General features: G+C 42.7%; 12 protein-coding genes, 1 rRNA gene and 1 pseudogene. 6 read left to right on the forward strand and 8 right to left on the reverse strand.

Annotated elements, in window-relative coordinates:
* Positions 1 to 59: 59 nt before the first annotated feature.
* Together rrf and HMPREF1154_RS10615 are read left to right on the forward strand one after the other, a co-directional pair.
* Positions 60 to 168 (forward strand): 5S ribosomal RNA (gene rrf, locus HMPREF1154_RS10610).
* A gap of 175 nt (positions 169 to 343) precedes the next feature.
* On the forward strand, positions 344 to 1255 hold the full coding sequence (locus HMPREF1154_RS10615; RefSeq protein ID WP_009642603.1) for a DUF5655 domain-containing protein: 912 nt from the start codon (positions 344 to 346) through the stop codon (positions 1253 to 1255).
* Between the two features lie 113 nt (positions 1256 to 1368).
* On the opposite strand, the gene brnQ is transcribed toward HMPREF1154_RS10615, so the two are convergent.
* Entirely contained in the window at positions 1369 to 2655 is a 1287-nt protein-coding gene (brnQ, locus tag HMPREF1154_RS10620; RefSeq protein WP_009642609.1) for a branched-chain amino acid transport system II carrier protein, read from the reverse strand.
* A gap of 143 nt (positions 2656 to 2798) precedes the next feature.
* On the opposite strand from brnQ, the gene HMPREF1154_RS10625 reads away from it, so the two are divergent.
* Positions 2799 to 3617: a hypothetical protein gene (locus HMPREF1154_RS10625; protein WP_198004487.1), complete on the forward strand. Its 819-nt coding sequence runs from the start codon at positions 2799 to 2801 to the stop codon at positions 3615 to 3617.
* 18 nt (positions 3618 to 3635) lie between these two features.
* Here the strand turns inward: HMPREF1154_RS10625 and HMPREF1154_RS10630 are convergent, their stop codons facing one another.
* Positions 3636 to 4406 carry a hypothetical protein gene (locus HMPREF1154_RS10630; RefSeq protein WP_009642622.1) on the reverse strand — a complete coding sequence of 257 codons (771 nt, stop codon included), beginning with the start codon at positions 4404 to 4406 and terminating at the stop codon, positions 3636 to 3638.
* A gap of 6 nt (positions 4407 to 4412) precedes the next feature.
* Positions 4413 to 5723, reverse strand: coding sequence for a 30S ribosomal protein S12 methylthiotransferase RimO (gene rimO / locus HMPREF1154_RS10635; protein ID WP_034567387.1), 1311 nt, complete (start codon positions 5721 to 5723; stop codon positions 4413 to 4415).
* A 118-nt stretch (positions 5724 to 5841) separates the two neighbouring features.
* On the opposite strand from rimO, the gene HMPREF1154_RS10640 reads away from it, so the two are divergent.
* The 3 genes from HMPREF1154_RS10640 to HMPREF1154_RS10650 all read left to right on the forward strand — a co-directional run bounded on the left by HMPREF1154_RS10640 (position 5842) and on the right by HMPREF1154_RS10650 (position 9770).
* Complete coding sequence (locus HMPREF1154_RS10640) at positions 5842 to 6831, forward strand: aspartate-semialdehyde dehydrogenase (RefSeq protein WP_009642617.1); 990 nt, start codon at positions 5842 to 5844, stop codon at positions 6829 to 6831.
* 13 nt (positions 6832 to 6844) lie between these two features.
* Entirely contained in the window at positions 6845 to 7894 is a 1050-nt protein-coding gene (locus HMPREF1154_RS10645) for a phosphatase PAP2 family protein (RefSeq protein WP_009642607.1), read from the forward strand.
* Positions 7895 to 8168: 274 nt separating this feature from the next.
* Positions 8169 to 9770 (forward strand): collagen-like protein, encoded by a 1602-nt coding sequence (locus HMPREF1154_RS10650; protein WP_009642611.1) that lies wholly within the window; start codon positions 8169 to 8171, stop codon positions 9768 to 9770.
* Between the two features lie 78 nt (positions 9771 to 9848).
* On the opposite strand, the pseudogene pta reads toward HMPREF1154_RS10650, so the two are convergent.
* The 5 genes and pseudogenes from pta to HMPREF1154_RS10680 form a co-directional block, all read right to left on the reverse strand.
* Positions 9849 to 10883 (reverse strand): annotated as a pseudogene (pta, locus tag HMPREF1154_RS10655) (phosphate acetyltransferase); the annotation flags it as partial.
* 217 nt (positions 10884 to 11100) lie between these two features.
* Positions 11101 to 12768: a gliding motility lipoprotein GldJ gene (gene gldJ, locus HMPREF1154_RS10660; RefSeq protein ID WP_009642602.1), complete on the reverse strand. Its 1668-nt coding sequence runs from the start codon at positions 12766 to 12768 to the stop codon at positions 11101 to 11103.
* A 337-nt stretch (positions 12769 to 13105) separates the two neighbouring features.
* A complete protein-coding gene (locus HMPREF1154_RS10670) occupies positions 13106 to 13621 on the reverse strand; it encodes a DUF4136 domain-containing protein (RefSeq protein WP_009642614.1) in 516 nt (171 codons plus the stop codon).
* Between the two features lie 137 nt (positions 13622 to 13758).
* Entirely contained in the window at positions 13759 to 15183 is a 1425-nt protein-coding gene (locus tag HMPREF1154_RS10675; RefSeq protein ID WP_009642626.1) for a M16 family metallopeptidase, read from the reverse strand.
* Between the two features lie 12 nt (positions 15184 to 15195).
* Positions 15196 to 16521 carry a M16 family metallopeptidase gene (locus tag HMPREF1154_RS10680; RefSeq protein ID WP_232211996.1) on the reverse strand — a complete coding sequence of 442 codons (1326 nt, stop codon included), beginning with the start codon at positions 16519 to 16521 and terminating at the stop codon, positions 15196 to 15198.
* Positions 16522 to 16572 lie beyond the last annotated feature (51 nt).

Genomic DNA, 16572 nt, shown 5'->3' on the forward strand with positions numbered 1-16572 from the left:
TAAAATACAAGTGTGGTGAAGAACTATTCACTATTAGTTTTCACTAATCACTAAAAATTTAAGGTGGTTAAAGCGAAAGGTCTCACCTCTTACCATTCCGAACAGAGAAGTTAAACCTTTTAGCGCAGATGGTACTGCAATTTGTGGGAGAGTATGTCGCCGCCTTCTTTACAAGAACCGAATTATTCTTTTGAATAGTTCGGTTTTTTACTATTTTTTCTAACTACTAATCACTAACCACTAATTACTAACCACTAACCGCTAACCACTGCATACCCCTTTGCTGGCGCGAGCTTGTAGCTCGTGCCTATATAAGATATTACTAATCAATTGATTATTTAAGATGCTATTATTTCAAGATAACAAATCCTCTTTGTTAGACCTCAGAGAAGTTCCTTTCAAGTTAGAAAAGGAGATACAGCAATTATTTGAAAAGAATTTATTTCAAATAACAGGATTAGAGTTGGTAAAGTCAGAGTTTTCTATTCAAAATCAGCGTATAGATACACTTGCCTTTGATATAGAAAACGGAGCTTTTGTTATTATAGAATATAAGCGAGGTCATAACTATAGTGTTTTTGATCAAGGTGTGGCTTATCTTAATACATTGCTTAAATATAAAGCAGATTTTGTATTAGAATACAATGAGGCATTGGATAAAAGCCTTAAAAAGAATGAAGTGGATTGGTCACAAAGTAAAATTGTGTTTGTAAGTCCCGCCTTTAATCAGACACAGAAACAAGCAGTGGATTTCAAGGACTTGAATATAGAATTATGGGAGGTAAAGCGATTTGAGAATAACATCATTGTTATAGATGGAGTTCAGAAATCACAAGCAGCTCCCAGCATAAAGCTTACCTCAACATCAGAAAAGGATACTGAGTTATCCGAAATTACTAAGGAAATTAAAACTTATGAAGAGGAAGATTTCTACCAAGGAAAAACAGAAGAGGTCATAGAACTCTATAATGATTTCAAGCAAGCTATTTTAAATCTTTCTCCAGAAATAGTGGTTGTCCCTAAGAAAATATATATTGCTTTTAAAAAAGATAGAAAGAATATTGCAGATATCCAGATTTTGAGTAAAGGCCTAAAAATCTTTATCAATGTAAAGAAAGGAGATTTGGAAGATCCTAAGAATCTTACTAAAGATATTTCTGAATTAGGGCATCATGGTAATGGAGATTATCAAATAGTAGTCTCCGATACCAAACATTTGGAATATGTAATGAGCCTTATAAAGCAGGGATTATAATTTGTCATTAAAAAAAGGCCAAAGAGAACCTCTCCTTGGCCTTAGTTTTATTATTAGTCACTAGTCATTAGTCACTAGTCACTAGTCATTAGTCATTAGTCATTAGTCATTAGTCACTTGTCGTTTGTCACTAAATAAGTGATTCCAAATACAGCAAAAGCAGGCAACAGCCATTCTATATGGTATTGAGCTAAAGGAAGGCTCATTTGTACGGATTTGAGGGTTTCGCTGCCTACAAGGTTACCTATAACAAATATCGCTGAAAAAACCGCTGTAAAACTCACGCCTATGATATAAGGAGCCTTTGCCTTTACCCGCTTGCCGAATAAGAGCATAAAGAGCGTCAGGGCAATGGTAATAGGATATACGAAATCAAGGATATAACCCGCATAGTGGATGATCTCATCTACACTTTGGATGGAGAGCACAAAGGACACAATACAGCATGCCCATACACCCCAGTGGTAAGGAATACGTCCATGACTGAGGGTCTCAAATATCGCCCCCATAGCAGAGACAATAGCCACAGCTGTAGTCAGGCAGGCGAAGGCTACCGCTACTGAAATAATGACCGCTCCATAGCTACCCAAACCATTGTGGGCTATGTGCTTGAGGATATCTATATACTTGACATTCTCTCCTGCAACCACATCGGAAGTAGCCCCCAGATACAGCAAACCTCCATAGATAAATATCAAGCATCCTGCGGCAATGATACCCGAAAGAATGGTAATCTCTCGTTTTTGTCGCTCTGAACTATAACCCTTCTGTATGATAGCCGAGATAATCAGTCCTGAGAAAATCACCCCTGAAAGCACGTCCAAAGTGAGATAACCTGTGGAAAAGCCAAAGGTAAAAGCCTCTCTGAATCCTACTCCATTATCGGAGAGTCCCTTGGGAGCATTCATAGTACCTTCTACGATTAGGACAATCAGGGAAAGGAATAGTATCGGGGTCAGCCAACGCCCTATGATATCTACCAATTTGGAACGAGATAAGGCCAGAAACAGGGTAATGGCAAAGAAGATTGCTCCAAAGGTGATCTTGCCTACCGCGGGGAAAAAAGGCTCTATCGCTACCTCATAAGTGGTGGAGCCTGAGCGAGGTACGCATACAATAGGGCCAAAAACCACGATGGTCAGCACTACCAAACTATTGACAAAAGGCGCAGGAAATCGCTTGCCTAAGTCGCTGAAAGTGGTACCTACAGAGCTGACCATCAGCACCGCTAAGAAAGGGATAAAGATGCCTGAAAGGAAAAAGCCCACAAAGGCCGCGCCACTGGCCGCTCCCATCTTCAGTCCTATATAGGGGGGAATCACTAAGTTACCTGCCCCGAAAAACATCGCAAAAAGCGCAAACCCAGTGGTGGTGAGGGTCAAAAATTTCTTTTTATCCATAAAAATACGTAATACATAAAACGGCCGTAAAATTACAAAAAAATCATGAATAAAAGGCGTTTGCTGAAATTTTTTTGTATATTTGTCGGCATATTATTTTTTCTGCCTATCTTATGAAATATAGCTGCTTTCTTTCTTTTCTTATGCTTATAGGGTGCGTCTCTTCCCCCAAGCAGCAAAAGGAGCTTTCTACTGAGGAAGTTTCAGATACACTTGTTGTAGTGAAAGACACTGAGAATGTAGACGAACGCCGCCTAAAGGAAGCCATGACAGATGCGCTCCAGAAAATAAGAGATTCTCTTTATGGGAAGGAGGGGGAATATACCTATGATTTTGATACAGCAGAAGAGGGGTACGCTCCTATCGGGGTTGCTATTAAGGTGGGAAAATATACTGAAGGGGCTTATTATGCGGTTATTCATGCATTTGATCAAGCAGAGACTTTGATAAACCTGTATGACCTTCATAAAGGTACAGTAAGGGAGAAAGTCTCGGAGAGTCTTCCTTTACTGGCCGACCCAAGTGATACTATCTTTGATGCCAATGGAGATGGGATTAAGGATTTTGCACTGAGATTCTATCCTTCTTCGGGTTGCTGTAGGAGAGATGTTTATTACCTCTACCTCTCCCCAGAGAAAAAGGAGGGACAACTTTCCTATATAGAACTGATAAACCCTACTTTTTATCCTAAAGAGCATCTTGTTCGTGGGATAGGTTATGGCTGGCCTGGTCATGTGGAGCTGTATAAATATCGTTGGCGTGGAGAGGCGTTGGATACCTTGGAATATATCCTACCCGATCCAACCACTAAGGGTAAAACATTCCTAAAGGGTAGGAATCTCTATGGTTCTACCAAGGAAAAAGAAATACACCTGACTAAGCTCCCCAAAGAGTATCAAACTGTCATAGGCTTGGACTATTTTCTGAATTATACAGAGGAAGACTTTAATAGTGACAAGTGACAAACAACTAATAACTAGTCACTTGTCACTATATGTATAGCCCTTAGCTATTGCTTTTTTGATAGTATTGGAGGGGTAGTAAGTAGTAGGCGTATAGCCATTGTCAAGGATCTCATATTTCTTGACAAGGCTATTTTTTATATCAAAAAGGTAGATATAGTATTCGTTAAGGGTAGCCTCTGAATAGCCAACAATAGCAAAGACATCGTTATCCTTCCAAAACACATCATGAGATACCTCAAGCGAACCTAAAAAGAGGATCATGGTATGGTGACGCAGCCTTCGGTCAGTGAGATTGATGTTCTGACTGTCATCCATGTTAAAAGAAAGTTTGCCATCGGAGATCTCACATCCTTTGTACTCATTGACATAGCGCATCTTATCAGGGGAATACAGGTTACACAGATCATCACCTACATCATCTGCGGCCTCAAAAGGGTGGTAATAGAGACTTTCCTTATCTTGCCCTGCATTGATAGGGACATGCGCTTCTGTACGAGTAAGTCGCGCCTCATGAAGGTCAATATGATAAAAATCCAACCATGGCTTGATAAAGGATTGCAAAAGAGCGATATCCTGCTCATCAATTAAGGGAGCCTCATAAAAGTATTTCAAAAACTTTGCTTTTTCCTCTTTCCAAAAAGTCTCTAAGTAGCACTCCTTCCAAAAGTCACTATCCCCCAGCCTGCTAAAAAGGGTAGGTTCCTCATTGACAGGCGCCTCCCTTTGAAGCCTACAACTGTTCAAAAGTACAAGCAGTAATAGTATGGAATTATACAAACTTTTCATTTTTCACTATTCACTTTTCACTGGTGTACCATATAGGTCAAAATCGGTAGCCTCTGTAATTAAGATGTCGGCAAAGTCGCCTATTTTCACATAGTGCTTGGCGGCATCTATAAGGACTTCGTTATCCACGTCGGGGGAGTCGTACTCGGTACGACCTACAAAGTACTGCCCCTCTTTGCGGTCAATAAGGCAACGGAAAGTCTTGCCTACCTTGGCTTGGTTGAGCTCCCAAGAGATTTGGGATTGTATTTCCATAATCTCGGAGGCACGGCGTTGTTTTTCTTCTTCAGGTATATTGTCCTCCAGCTCATAGGCAGCGGTATTCTCCTCATGGCTATAAGTAAAACAGCCCAAACGCTCAAAACGCATCTGGCGAACAAACTCCTTAAGCAGTTCAAAATCTTCCTCTGTCTCGTTTGGATAGCCTACAATCAGGGTGGTACGAATGGCTATTTCAGGCATAGCTTCGCGGAAGTCCTTGAGCAGCTGGGTAGTTTTGGCTTGGGTGGTGCCGCGCTTCATGCTCTTGAGGATAGGGTCAGCAATGTGCTGGAGCGGAATATCCAAGTATTTGCATATCTTAGGCTCCTCTTTCATCACAGTAAGCACGTCCTTAGGGAAACCAGTGGGGAAAGCATAGTGAATGCGAATCCACTCTATCCCCTCTACCTTGACCAAGGCGCGGAGTAGGTCGGCCAATTTGCGTTCGCCGTATAGGTCTAAACCATAGTAGGTGACGTCCTGTGCGATAAGAATCAACTCTTTAACCCCTTTTTTGGCCAATTTTTCAGCCTCCACGACCAAATTCTCTATAGAGATACTCTTGTGGCTACCGCGCATCAGGGGAATGGCACAGAAGCTACAAGGGCGATCGCAACCCTCGGATACCTTTAGGTAGGCGTAATTCTTAGGCGTAGTCGTTAGGCGCTCGCCTATGAGCTCGTGCTTGTAGTCGGCACCCAATACCTTGAGCAGCGCAGGGAGTTCTGTGGTACCAAAATATTGATCCACATCGGGTATTTCTTTCTGCAAATCAGGTTTGTAACGCTCTGAAAGACAGCCCATAACAAAAACCTTATCCACAAGGCCTTCTTCTTTCTTTTGGATATATTCCAGAATGGTGTTGATACTTTCTTCTTTGGCATTATTGATAAAGCCGCAGGTGTTGATTACCACGATGTTTCCTTTGTCCTCATGTACTACTTCTTTGCCACTGGCCTTGAGTTGTCCCATAAGTACCTCACTATCATATACATTCTTGGAGCACCCTAAGGTAACGACATTGATTTTATTTTGTTTGATGGATTTTGTCCGCATGATGTTGTTGCATATTTCAGGGTGCAAAATTACATCTTTTAAAAGAATAAAAGAAATATTTTGTTTGTCAGAGAAAAAATTCCTACTTTTGCCTGATTATACATAAAAAAGAAATATTATGAAAGTAGCCGTAGTAGGCGCTACCGGACTGGTAGGCAATGTGATGCTGGAAGTCTTGGCCGAGCGCAATTTTCCAGTAACAGAACTCATTCCTGTAGCCTCCGAGAAATCGGTAGGAAAAACCATTACCTTCAAGGGGAAGGAATATAAAGTAGTGGGTATGACCCAAGCCATCTCCCTCAAGCCCGATGTGGCTTTGTTCTCTGCAGGGGGCGATACCTCTAAGGAATGGGCACCTAAGTTTGCCCAAGTGGGTACCGTAGTGGTGGATAACTCTTCGGCTTGGCGTATGGATCCGACTAAGAAGCTCGTGATCCCCGAAATCAATGCCGATGTGCTTACCGCAGAGGATAAGATTATTGCCAATCCGAACTGCTCTACGATCCAAATGCTTGTGGCTTTGGCACCTTTGCGCAAATTTGGTATCAAGCGTATTGTGGTCTCTACCTATCAGTCTATCACAGGAACAGGGGTGAAAGCCGTAAAGCAGTTGGAAAACGAATATCAGGGCATAGAAGGGCCTATGGCGTACCACTATCCGATCCATCGCAATGCTATTCCTCACTGCGATGTGTTTGAGGAAAATGGCTATACCAAGGAGGAAATGAAATTGGTTAGAGAAACCAAAAAAATCTTTGCCGATGACTCCATACAAGTTACCGCTACGGCAGTACGTATTCCTGTAGTAGGCGGCCATAGTGAGTCAGTCAATGTGGAGTTTGAGCAAGAGTATGATTTGGCTGAGGTGCGCAAGCTCTTGGCACATGCCCCAGGGGTAGTCTTGCAAGACAATACCGATACCAATACCTACCCTATGCCTATCTATGTACATGGCAAGGACGAGGTGTTTGTAGGTCGTGTACGTCGCGATGAGTCTCAGCCTAAAACCCTCAACCTATGGGTGGTAGCAGATAACCTCCGCAAAGGGGCTGCCACTAACACCATCCAGATTGCTGAAGCACTTATCAAAAAGGGAATCCTTAAATAGTGACAAACGACCAATGACTAATAACAAACAACGTAAGGGCGAATGTCAATTCGCCCTTACTCTCCTTTTATTCTTCTCTCTTCTCTGTATCAATACCATGACTGCACAGGAGGCCGTGATGGGGGCTTTGTCTGATACCATTCCTGTAGACGAAAATTGGATACCTAAAGAAATCGATGGGGCTCATTATCAGATAGAACCTGATCTCTATTTTACCTATCAAAAACCAAAGCTTTGGGATTTGGTTAATAAGGCGCCCCGCAATGCCCTTAATACCCTCAAGGATTTTGTGGCTAAGCCTTATTATCCGTATGGGCTTGCGGCATTGGGAGCTACTGCTGCTCTTATTCCTGCCGACCCTTGGCTGATTCGAGAGAGCCGTAGTTTTGGTGAAAGCATGGGACTAAATGAGGCGCATACTTATAAGAAATTAGGTTTCCTCAAGATCGTCCCAGCCGATGTCAATTCGGCCTTGTATTTCATAGGTAATGGTACTACCTTTATCATTATCAGTGGGGGATTGGCTACCTATGGACTGATTACCGATGATTATAGGGCTAAAAGTACCGCAATGCAACTCATTGAGAGTATACTCGTTACGGGCGTATTTGTACAACCTATCAAGCGCCTCACAGGCAGGGAAAGTCCATTTATTACTGAAAGAGAAGGAAATTGGCATAGTTCTTGGAGGTTTGCTCCCAGCATAGCGGAGTACCAGCACAACACCTCCCGCTACGATGCTATGCCTTCGGGACACCTGACCACAGCCATGGCAGCTGTTACCGTATTGGCAGAGAACTATAAGGACTATAAGTGGATCAAGCCCGTGAGCTATACCGCTTTGGCGCTTATGTCCTTTGAGATGATGCAGAGCAAAGTACATTGGGCTTCGGACTATCCTATAGCACTCTTTATGGGGTATCTTATTGGGAAGAATATTGCCAAATCACGTATTGAAACCTCCGATTATCGGTTCAAAACAGCCCAGAAGTACCAGTGGAACCTCTCCAGCTCCACTGCTTGGGATGGTACCCCACTATATGGGGTAGTGCTGAGTTTTTAGCCTTGTTGTAGGGACGAAAGGCATAAATATGGCAAACTTAGACCAATGTCCTGCTATAGGGGCTGTCATCGCTATTGCTTTTCCGCACTGGAGAAAAGCCACAGGTTCTCCTGTACGTGCCGTAGCAGTATTTTAGTGATTAGTGGTTAGAAGCTAACAACTAATTGCTAACAACTAACCACTGATTTTTGTTGAAAAGTTAATTTTTTTCAATAAATAGAAAATCGTATCTTTGCGCCCGAAATAAACAATTATAGATATAAATTATAAAACAATGAGAAAGTATTTATCTACCCTATTGGTAGCGAGTGTGTTAATTGCTAGCTGTAGTAAGGAAGCAGAGGTAATTCGCGAGAAGATTGTCTCTCAAAGTCGCCCTATACTCTCAGGGCAAGGCCAGCCAGACAATGGCAAGGGAGAGGACGGAGATTATTATTTAGATTTAACAAATGCCAAACTCTACGGCCCTAAAACTCAAGGAGCATGGGGCGAACCCTCTCTTGACCTCAAAGGGTTGCCTGGTAAGGATGGAAAAGATGGTAAGGACGGACAGAATGGCCAAGATGGCCAACCTGGGCGTGATGGCCAAAATGGGACTAATGGGGAATCTCCACGTATAGGAGAGAATGGTAATTGGTGGGTAGGTAATACTGACTTAGGTGTAAAAGCACAAGGTGCCCCAGGGCAGAAAGGTCAAGATGGCCAACCTGGGCGTGATGGTCAGAATGGAACCACTCCACGCATTGGTGACAATGGTAATTGGTGGATAGGAAATGAAGATACTGGTAAGCCTGCTCGTGGTACCCAAGGGCAAAAAGGTCAAGATGGCCAACCTGGTCGTGATGGTCAAAATGGAGCTGCACCACGCATTGGAGATAATGGCAACTGGTGGGTAGGAAATGAAGATACAGGTAAGCCCGCTCGTGGAGCACAAGGAGAAAGAGGTATTCCAGGAACTAATGGGCGCGATGGCAATAATGGTTTTACGCCCTATATAGGACCTAATGGCAACTGGTGGGTAGATAATCGTGATACAGGTAAACCCGCTCGTGGAGAACAGGGAACCCCTGGTCAAAATGGCACTAATGGTCAAAATGGTGCCGCTGGTTCCAAAATCTTAGCCGAAGACCGTGCACCTCAAGCTACAGATGGGGTAAAAGGAGACTATTTTATAGACAAAGCGGCTAAGATCTTCTACGGCCCTAAAACCGATGCAGGCTGGCCTACTACAGGAATCTATTTAGGAACCAACCAAATACTATCGGCAGACTATCAGCTTAGTGAAGATGGAAAGACTTTAGTAAAATGGCTTAATCCGAAAACTCGCCATATAGATATGAATGCGGATCCTAGATTGAGAGAAGTAACAAAGATAGGAAGTGCAGCTTTTGATAAACAAGCTAATAATATTAATTATCAGCTTACTACTATTATTGTTGGCGATAAAGTAACAGAGATAGGAAACTCAGCATTTAGAATGTGTGATAGATTAAAATCTGTAGAACTTCCTGAAGGAATTACTAGGATAGAAAATGGTACCTTCGAAGGTTGTGTACGCTTACAAATCATTGAAATTCCTGAGTCTGTAACCTCTATAGGTGATGGAGCATTTTCAACTTGTGTAAAATTATATACAGTGATTTTGCCTGAACGTGTAAATAGCTTGGGGAATGCAGCCTTTGGTAACTGTGCTAGCTTACATAGCATTATTATCCGTAATAAAACAGCTTTTGCTATAGGTAATAGTGTTTTTGTACAAACACCTATACAAAATATCTATGTTTTCTCTGAAAAAGTAGATGATTATAAGAATATAGCAGCTCCATTATACAAAGATAAAATAAAGGCATTGGATTTTCCTCATGATCAGTTTTAATAGATGATTATAACATTTAACAAGAGAGGCTGCCCCACGGGCAGCCTCTCTCTTTGTGTAACATGATAGAAAAACAAATTATTCTTGCATTCCTGCTTGGATAGCAGTGATAAGTACTGTATTGTAAATATCCGCTACAGTAGCCCCACGGCTAAGGTCGTTTACAGGCTTGCGTAAGCCTTGTAGCATAGGGCCTATAGCGATAGAGTGTGTTTCTCTCTGTACGGCCTTATAAGTGATGTTTCCGGAGTTAAGGTCAGGGAAGATAAGTACAGTAGCTTGGCCAGCAACAGGAGAATCTGGCATCTTTTGTTTGGCAACGGTAGCATCTACCGCTGCATCGTATTGGATAGGGCCTTCTACGAGTAGGTCTGGGCGTTGTGCCTTTACCAGCTCAGTGGCTTCGCGTACTTTGTCTACGTCCTCTCCGCTTCCTGAAGTACCTGAAGAGTAGGACAAGAGCGCTACTTTAGGCTCTATACCGAAAGCCTTGGCGGACTCGGCAGAGGTGATCGCGATTTCAGCCAATTGCTCTGCAGTAGGCTTAGGTACTACTGCACAGTCACCATATACCAATACACGATCAGGCAAGATCATAAAGAAGACAGAAGAAACAGTCTTTACCCCTTTCTTAGTTTTGACAAACTGTAAAGAAGGGCGAATGGTGTGGGCAGTGGAGTTTACCGCACCTGAAACCATTCCGTCGGCATCGCCCATGAATACCATCATGGTACCGAAGTAAGAGACATCCAGCATAAGCTCTTGGGCTTGTGCTTCGGTCATGCCTTTTTCCTTGCGAATTTCGTAGAGTTTCTTCCAATAAGCCTCATAGTTAGGGCTTTTCTTAGGAGAGACGATTTGGATACGTTCAGGAGTCCAATTAAGGCCTAATTCGTCTACGCGGGCAAGCACTTGGTTTTGTTCTCCAAGAATGGTAAGGTAAGCCAATCCGTCTTCGGCGAGTTTTGCCGCTGCTGAAAGGATACGCTTGTCTTCACCTTCGGGAAGTACGATGCGTTTTTGCAGTTTTTTAGCCGTTTCTACCATGTAATTTTGAAACTTCTTAGAAGTATCGGAACTTACAGATGTGCTCATGATTATAGTATTTTTTTTAATGAATTTCCAAACCACAAAGATACGACTTTTTCAAAGAAAAGTAAAGAAGTTTTTTTAGTTTTTAGTTTTGAATTTTTAGTTTTGAGTTCCACATTAATCACCAATCACTAGTCGTTAGTCACCAATCACTAGTCGTTAGTCGTTAATCACTAGTCACTAAAAAAGCTGCCTTTTGGGCAGCTTTTTATCTATGGAATTGAAAATTTTATTTATATTATCCTCTGGAAGTTTTACCTTTCTTAGATTTACTACCTACACGGCTCATAGCGCAGCGGAATCCGATGTAGTCAGTAGCGCTATACTGAGGGAGGAAGCGACGTTGTGCTGGGTCTATATAGTAAGCACGGTCTTTCCAAGAACCTCCTTTGAACACGCGAGATTCGTCATCCACAAGGGTGGTACGATCATTAGAGCGGTCATATACTTTTACGATACCTCCTTGCCCGTCAGGAATAACCTTTTGGTTAGGTGAGTTATACATAGTACGAGATACGTTGGCTCTTTGGCTAGCATTGAGCGAATCAAAACTTGCCTCAGTTCTCTCACGAGTAAGTTTCGCATACTCCTTGCTTGATACGCGGTCTCCATCACGGAAGTTACGGTTATCAGCGGTAGTAAAGTTATAACGGAGATAGGTTTCATTCTCGTCTACGGCTACCTTGGCCAATTGTCCAGGAAGGTTTTTAGCGTAGATACGTCCGTTGCTAAGGGTATCATAAGTAATGGTTTGTGCATCAATTACAACAAACTTACCATCTTCACCGATTTTGTTCTTTGTATACACGTTGCCACGGAAGTAGTTGAAGTCACTAAGTTCGTCATCTACACGAGGGCGATATATATCGGCTACCCATTCGGCTACATTACCAGCCATATCATACAAGCCAAAGTCATTAGGTTCAAATGTTTTTACAGCAGAGGTGATATCACCGCTATCTTCGCTCCATCCAGCAAGTCCGCCGTAGTCCCCTTGGCCTTGCTTGAAGTTAGCCATTTGGTTACCCATTACAGAACGACGTCCGTTACGAGTATAGCGACCAGCCCAAGGATATTTCTTACGTCCGCGGATACTGTTGTATTCACGGATACCATTGAGCGATTTGGCTGCATATTCCCATTCGGCTTCGGTAGGGAGGCGATATTCAGGAAGGAGAATACCTTCGGTCTGTTTTGCATAGGTTGTATTGCCGTCCTTGTTGGTCGCTTTTTTACCAGCGAACTCAGTTACCTTTCTACCATAAGAGTTTTCAGGAGTATTTAAGTAAGTATCAGTACTAAAAGTACTTTCAGCATCTACTTGGTAGCGAGAACCTTTTTGGATATATCCGTCTTGTTCGAGGATTGCCTCATTCACACGGTTGGTACGCCAAGAGCTGAATTGCACAGCCTGTACCCAGCTTACACCCACTACGGGGTAGTTAGCAAAGGCAGGGTGACGCAAGTAGTCGGTAACCATGGTTTCGTTGGCACTCAAAGGGCTTCTCCATACAAGGGTATCAGGCAGTGCACCTAAGTAGATATTCTTATAGTGTCCGTCCTTATCCTCAGGCGGGAATACTTGTTTGAGCCAGTCAAGGTACTCCATGTACATCTTGTTAGTAACCTCTGTCTCATCCATATAGAAGGATTGTACGTGCTGTTGGCTAGGGGTGTTATTCCAGTCATGCATCACGTCGTCTTGTACTTTACCCATAGTGAAGGTACCCCCTTCTATGAATACCAATCCAGGTCCAGTTACTTGCTCTTTGAAATTTGTGTTGTATTGAAAGCCACCTTCTTTAGCATTGATTTTCCAACCTGTAGCACTAGAAGTGTTTTTGTCACCACCATTTTTACTGCCACAGCCCACAAGGAACGTTGCCGCTAAAAGAGAGGCTAACATAGGTCTTTTTAAACTTTGCATGTCCATTTCTAAATAAAATTTTCTAATTGTTCAATTTTGGCGCAAGTTACTACTTTTTTTTGAGACAAAAAGCATTTTTTTATTTTTTTTTCATTTGTTGATAACTTCTTTTTTAACGCACTTTTCCCTTTAAATACAAGGGGTTGCGCTATCAACAGGGGGTGATTATGTGAAATTTCACCAATAGCATTAACTGTATTTAACACTTGAAAACCGCATACTAATGCAACAATTAGCCATTAATCACTAGTCACTAGTCGTTAGTCACTAGTCACTAATCATTGGTCACTAGTCACTAGTCGTTAGTCATTGGTCACTAGTCGTTGACTTTTGGAGGATACTGTTTAAGGATCTCGCTGACAAACTTGTCTATTTGTTCGTCTTTGTTGGCGCGTTCGGAGAGGATACCTGCGCCCTTGCCTTGCCAGACAAGGTCTTTTTGTTTGCCGTCAATAATATCTATAAAGAGGATACCTTCGGTAGCGGTAGGTGCCACTTGTACGGTACTACCCCACACAGGCCCCCAGCCCCAGCCAATGCCTACACTTTGGTAGATATCTTGGCGTTCGCGCTCGCGGGTGAAGAAGTTGATGAAAATATCGGGCGTTTCCGATAAGGTATAGCCCTTTTCAGTCATTTGTTTCTCGATACTTCTTAAGATACGTTTTTTGTCCAAATCAGAAATTTCTGCCTTGTCAATGCCTTCTTTTAAGAAAGCAAAGGTCTTGTATTGGGCAAAGGGTGCTTTGCTGTCAAAGTCTGAGCTTACCTGTATGCTGGCACAAGAGGTCAGCAATAGCCCTAATAGAGCGAAAGTGAAGAAAGATTTCATTTGTATAAAATTTGATTTGAAATATGACAGCAAAAAATGTACCAAAAATAATGACAAGTGACAAGTGACTAATGACCAATCCTATTATGGTATTTGTCATTAGTCACTCGTCACTCGTCATTAGTCACTCATCACTATTATTTGATTTTATTGGCATATTTGTCATAGTAGAACACAGGAAGGGGTTTTCCGTTATGTTTGAGTTGTTTCAATTCTTTGATAAACTCGTCTGCTTTTCCTACAATGATAAAGCGCAAGTTGTTGTATTTGATATACTTGTTAGCTGCACGCTTTACATCGGCAACGGTTACGGCTTCTATATTCTTGATGTAGTTACTATAAAAGTCAGCAGGGAGGTTTTGAATCTCACGAGTTACCGCAAGGTTGGCTATGGTAGAAGGATATTGGGTGGACATCACAAAGCTACCGATAAGCTGTCCTTTTACCTCTTTGAGTTTTTGCTCGCTTACATCCTCTGTTTGGATACGCTTGATTTCCTTGAGGATTTCCACTACGGACTTAGCGGCTACTTCGTTACGTACCCTGACTGATACGAAGAAGTTGGCCAAGGTAAATCGGTTAGTACCCATGTAAGAGCGTGCTCCGTAGGTATAGCCATGCTGTTCACGTAGGTTGATATTGATATAACTACCATAGTCCCCGCCGAGGATTTGGTTGAGTACTCTCACGGCGAAATAGTCCTTGTCGCTCATCTTAAGTGGATAGAGGTTGAAGGCACTGATTTCGGTTTGTACAGCAGTAGGCACATCCACTAGGTTCACTTGGGTGTATTGTACATCACGAGGGGTAGGGATGCTTAGCTGTAATGGAGTAGCAGGAAGCCAGTCATGGAAGTCTTTCATAACCAATTTTTCTACTTCCTCAGTATTTACATCTCCTACCACTACCATATAGGCACTAGAGGGAGAGAAATAAGTCTTATAGAAGTTGGTAATATCATCAAGAGTGATCTTCTTAAGAGATTCTTCGGTATAGAAACTTCCATAAGGGTGGTTTTTACCATAGGTAAGAGCGCTGTTAAGGCGATAGATGATGCTCTGAGCGCTGTTTTCATCGGCTTTAAGAGAAGCGATAGCTTTGTCGCGAGCCTTGTCCAATTCCTCTTGAGTGAAGTTGGGGTGTAAAGCCGCATCAGCGAAAAGCTCCAATACGCGCGGGAAATAGCGGGTAAGTGAGTAGGTAGAACCTCCATCTACAGTGATATATACAGTAGCTCCTAAGCGATCGGCTTCTTCTACGAAAGCTTCTTTGGAAATGGTCTTAGAACCGCCTCCCATAAGCTCGGAGGTAAGGTAATACATCCCTGGTTTTTGAGTCTCATCGATAGGTGGACGGTCAAGGGTAAGGCTTACGGAGACTTGGGGGAGCTTATGGTCTTCCACTACCATGAGGGTAAGGCCATTAGGGAGCTTCTTTATATAAGGATCACCCAAGGTAAACGAAGGCAATTGAGTGGGTTCAGGCATCTTGTCGCGGTCAATCTGTGCTGACAAGAAAAGAGGGGCAAGCAAGGCAATGCTTGAGAGAAATATTTTTTTCATGGAAGTGTTTTTTTAGTTGGACTTTTTTTCAGGGAGATAATCGATCTCCAAACGTTGGTTTGCATTGAGGTACTTTTTGGCCACACGACGAATGTCTTCGCGGGTTACCTTGCGGTAAAGATCCAATTCCTTATTGATAAGGTTGGTGTCCTTGAAGAAGGTGTAATCCATCGCAAGGGAGTAAGCGATACCTTGTACATTGGAGTTGGTAGCTACATAAGTAGTCTCGAAGAGGTTGAGGAGCTTTTCGTATTCCTTTTCAGAGATAAGTTCATTCTGTAAGCGTGTGATTTCCTCGTCCATATCCTTGGTAAGTTGTTCCAAAGGCGCATCTTGTGCTACAGCAGCAATCATAAGAATACCTGTATCTTCGTAGTTACAAGTGTAGGAGATGAATTGGAGCACCTCTTTTTTCTCTTCAACCATTTTCTTGTAGAGGCGAGAGCTTTCTCCGTTGGCTAAGATTGCCTGAATGAAGTCCATAACACGGGCATCTTGCTCGGTCATTTTAGGCGTACGCCAAGCCAACACTTTGGCAGGAGCGGTGATATTGGCATCATAATCGGTTACCTTTTTGGTTTGGGTGATAGGAGCATCCATAGTGTAGTTGCGTACAGGCTTGTCTACATGGTTTTGGATAGGGCCGAAGTAAGTTTCTATCCAGCTTTTTGCCTGATCTTTTTGGAAGTCTCCAGCTACTACTAGTACGGCGTTGTTAGGGTTGTAATAGCGCTGATTGTAGTGGATAAAGTCTTCGAGCTTAGCTGAGTTCAAGTCCTCCATACTTCCTATGGTAGGGTGCTTGTAGGGGTGCTTGTCGAAGAGGTGATTTTGCACCACAGGCATGTAGATGATTTTTCCGTAAGGCACATTGTCAGTACCTTCGCGTTTTTCTTCTTTGACAACCTCTTTCTGGGTGTCTACCCCGATTTGGTTAATTACAGGGTGTAGCATACGTTCGGCTTCCATCCAGAGGGCAAGTTGTAGGCTATTGGAGGGGAGGGTCTCGTAGTAGTAGGTTTTATCTACATCGGTAAAGGCGTTGTTGTCGCCCCCATGGGAAGAAACAATGTCAAACCAACGGCTTCTAGGGATATTCTTAGTTCCCTCAAAGAGCAGGTGCTCGAAGAAGTGGGCAAAGCCTGATTTGCCAGGGAGGTCATCTTTGGCCCCTACGTGGTACATAACAGTGGTAGTAACCACAGGAGCTGAGTTGTCCTGATGCAAGATTACGTGAAGCCCATTGGGCAAGTCGTATTCTTCAAATTTGATTTTTTGCGCCATAGCTACAGAGGAGGACAATAGCAAGGCACCGAAAGTAAAAAAATATTTTTTCATAAATGAAAGTGATAAAAAAGTAACGCAAAGATAGGTTTTTTTTCTCAAAAA

Source organism: Capnocytophaga sp. CM59 (assembly GCF_000293175.1).
In the GTDB taxonomy this organism is placed as follows: domain Bacteria; phylum Bacteroidota; class Bacteroidia; order Flavobacteriales; family Flavobacteriaceae; genus Capnocytophaga; species Capnocytophaga granulosa.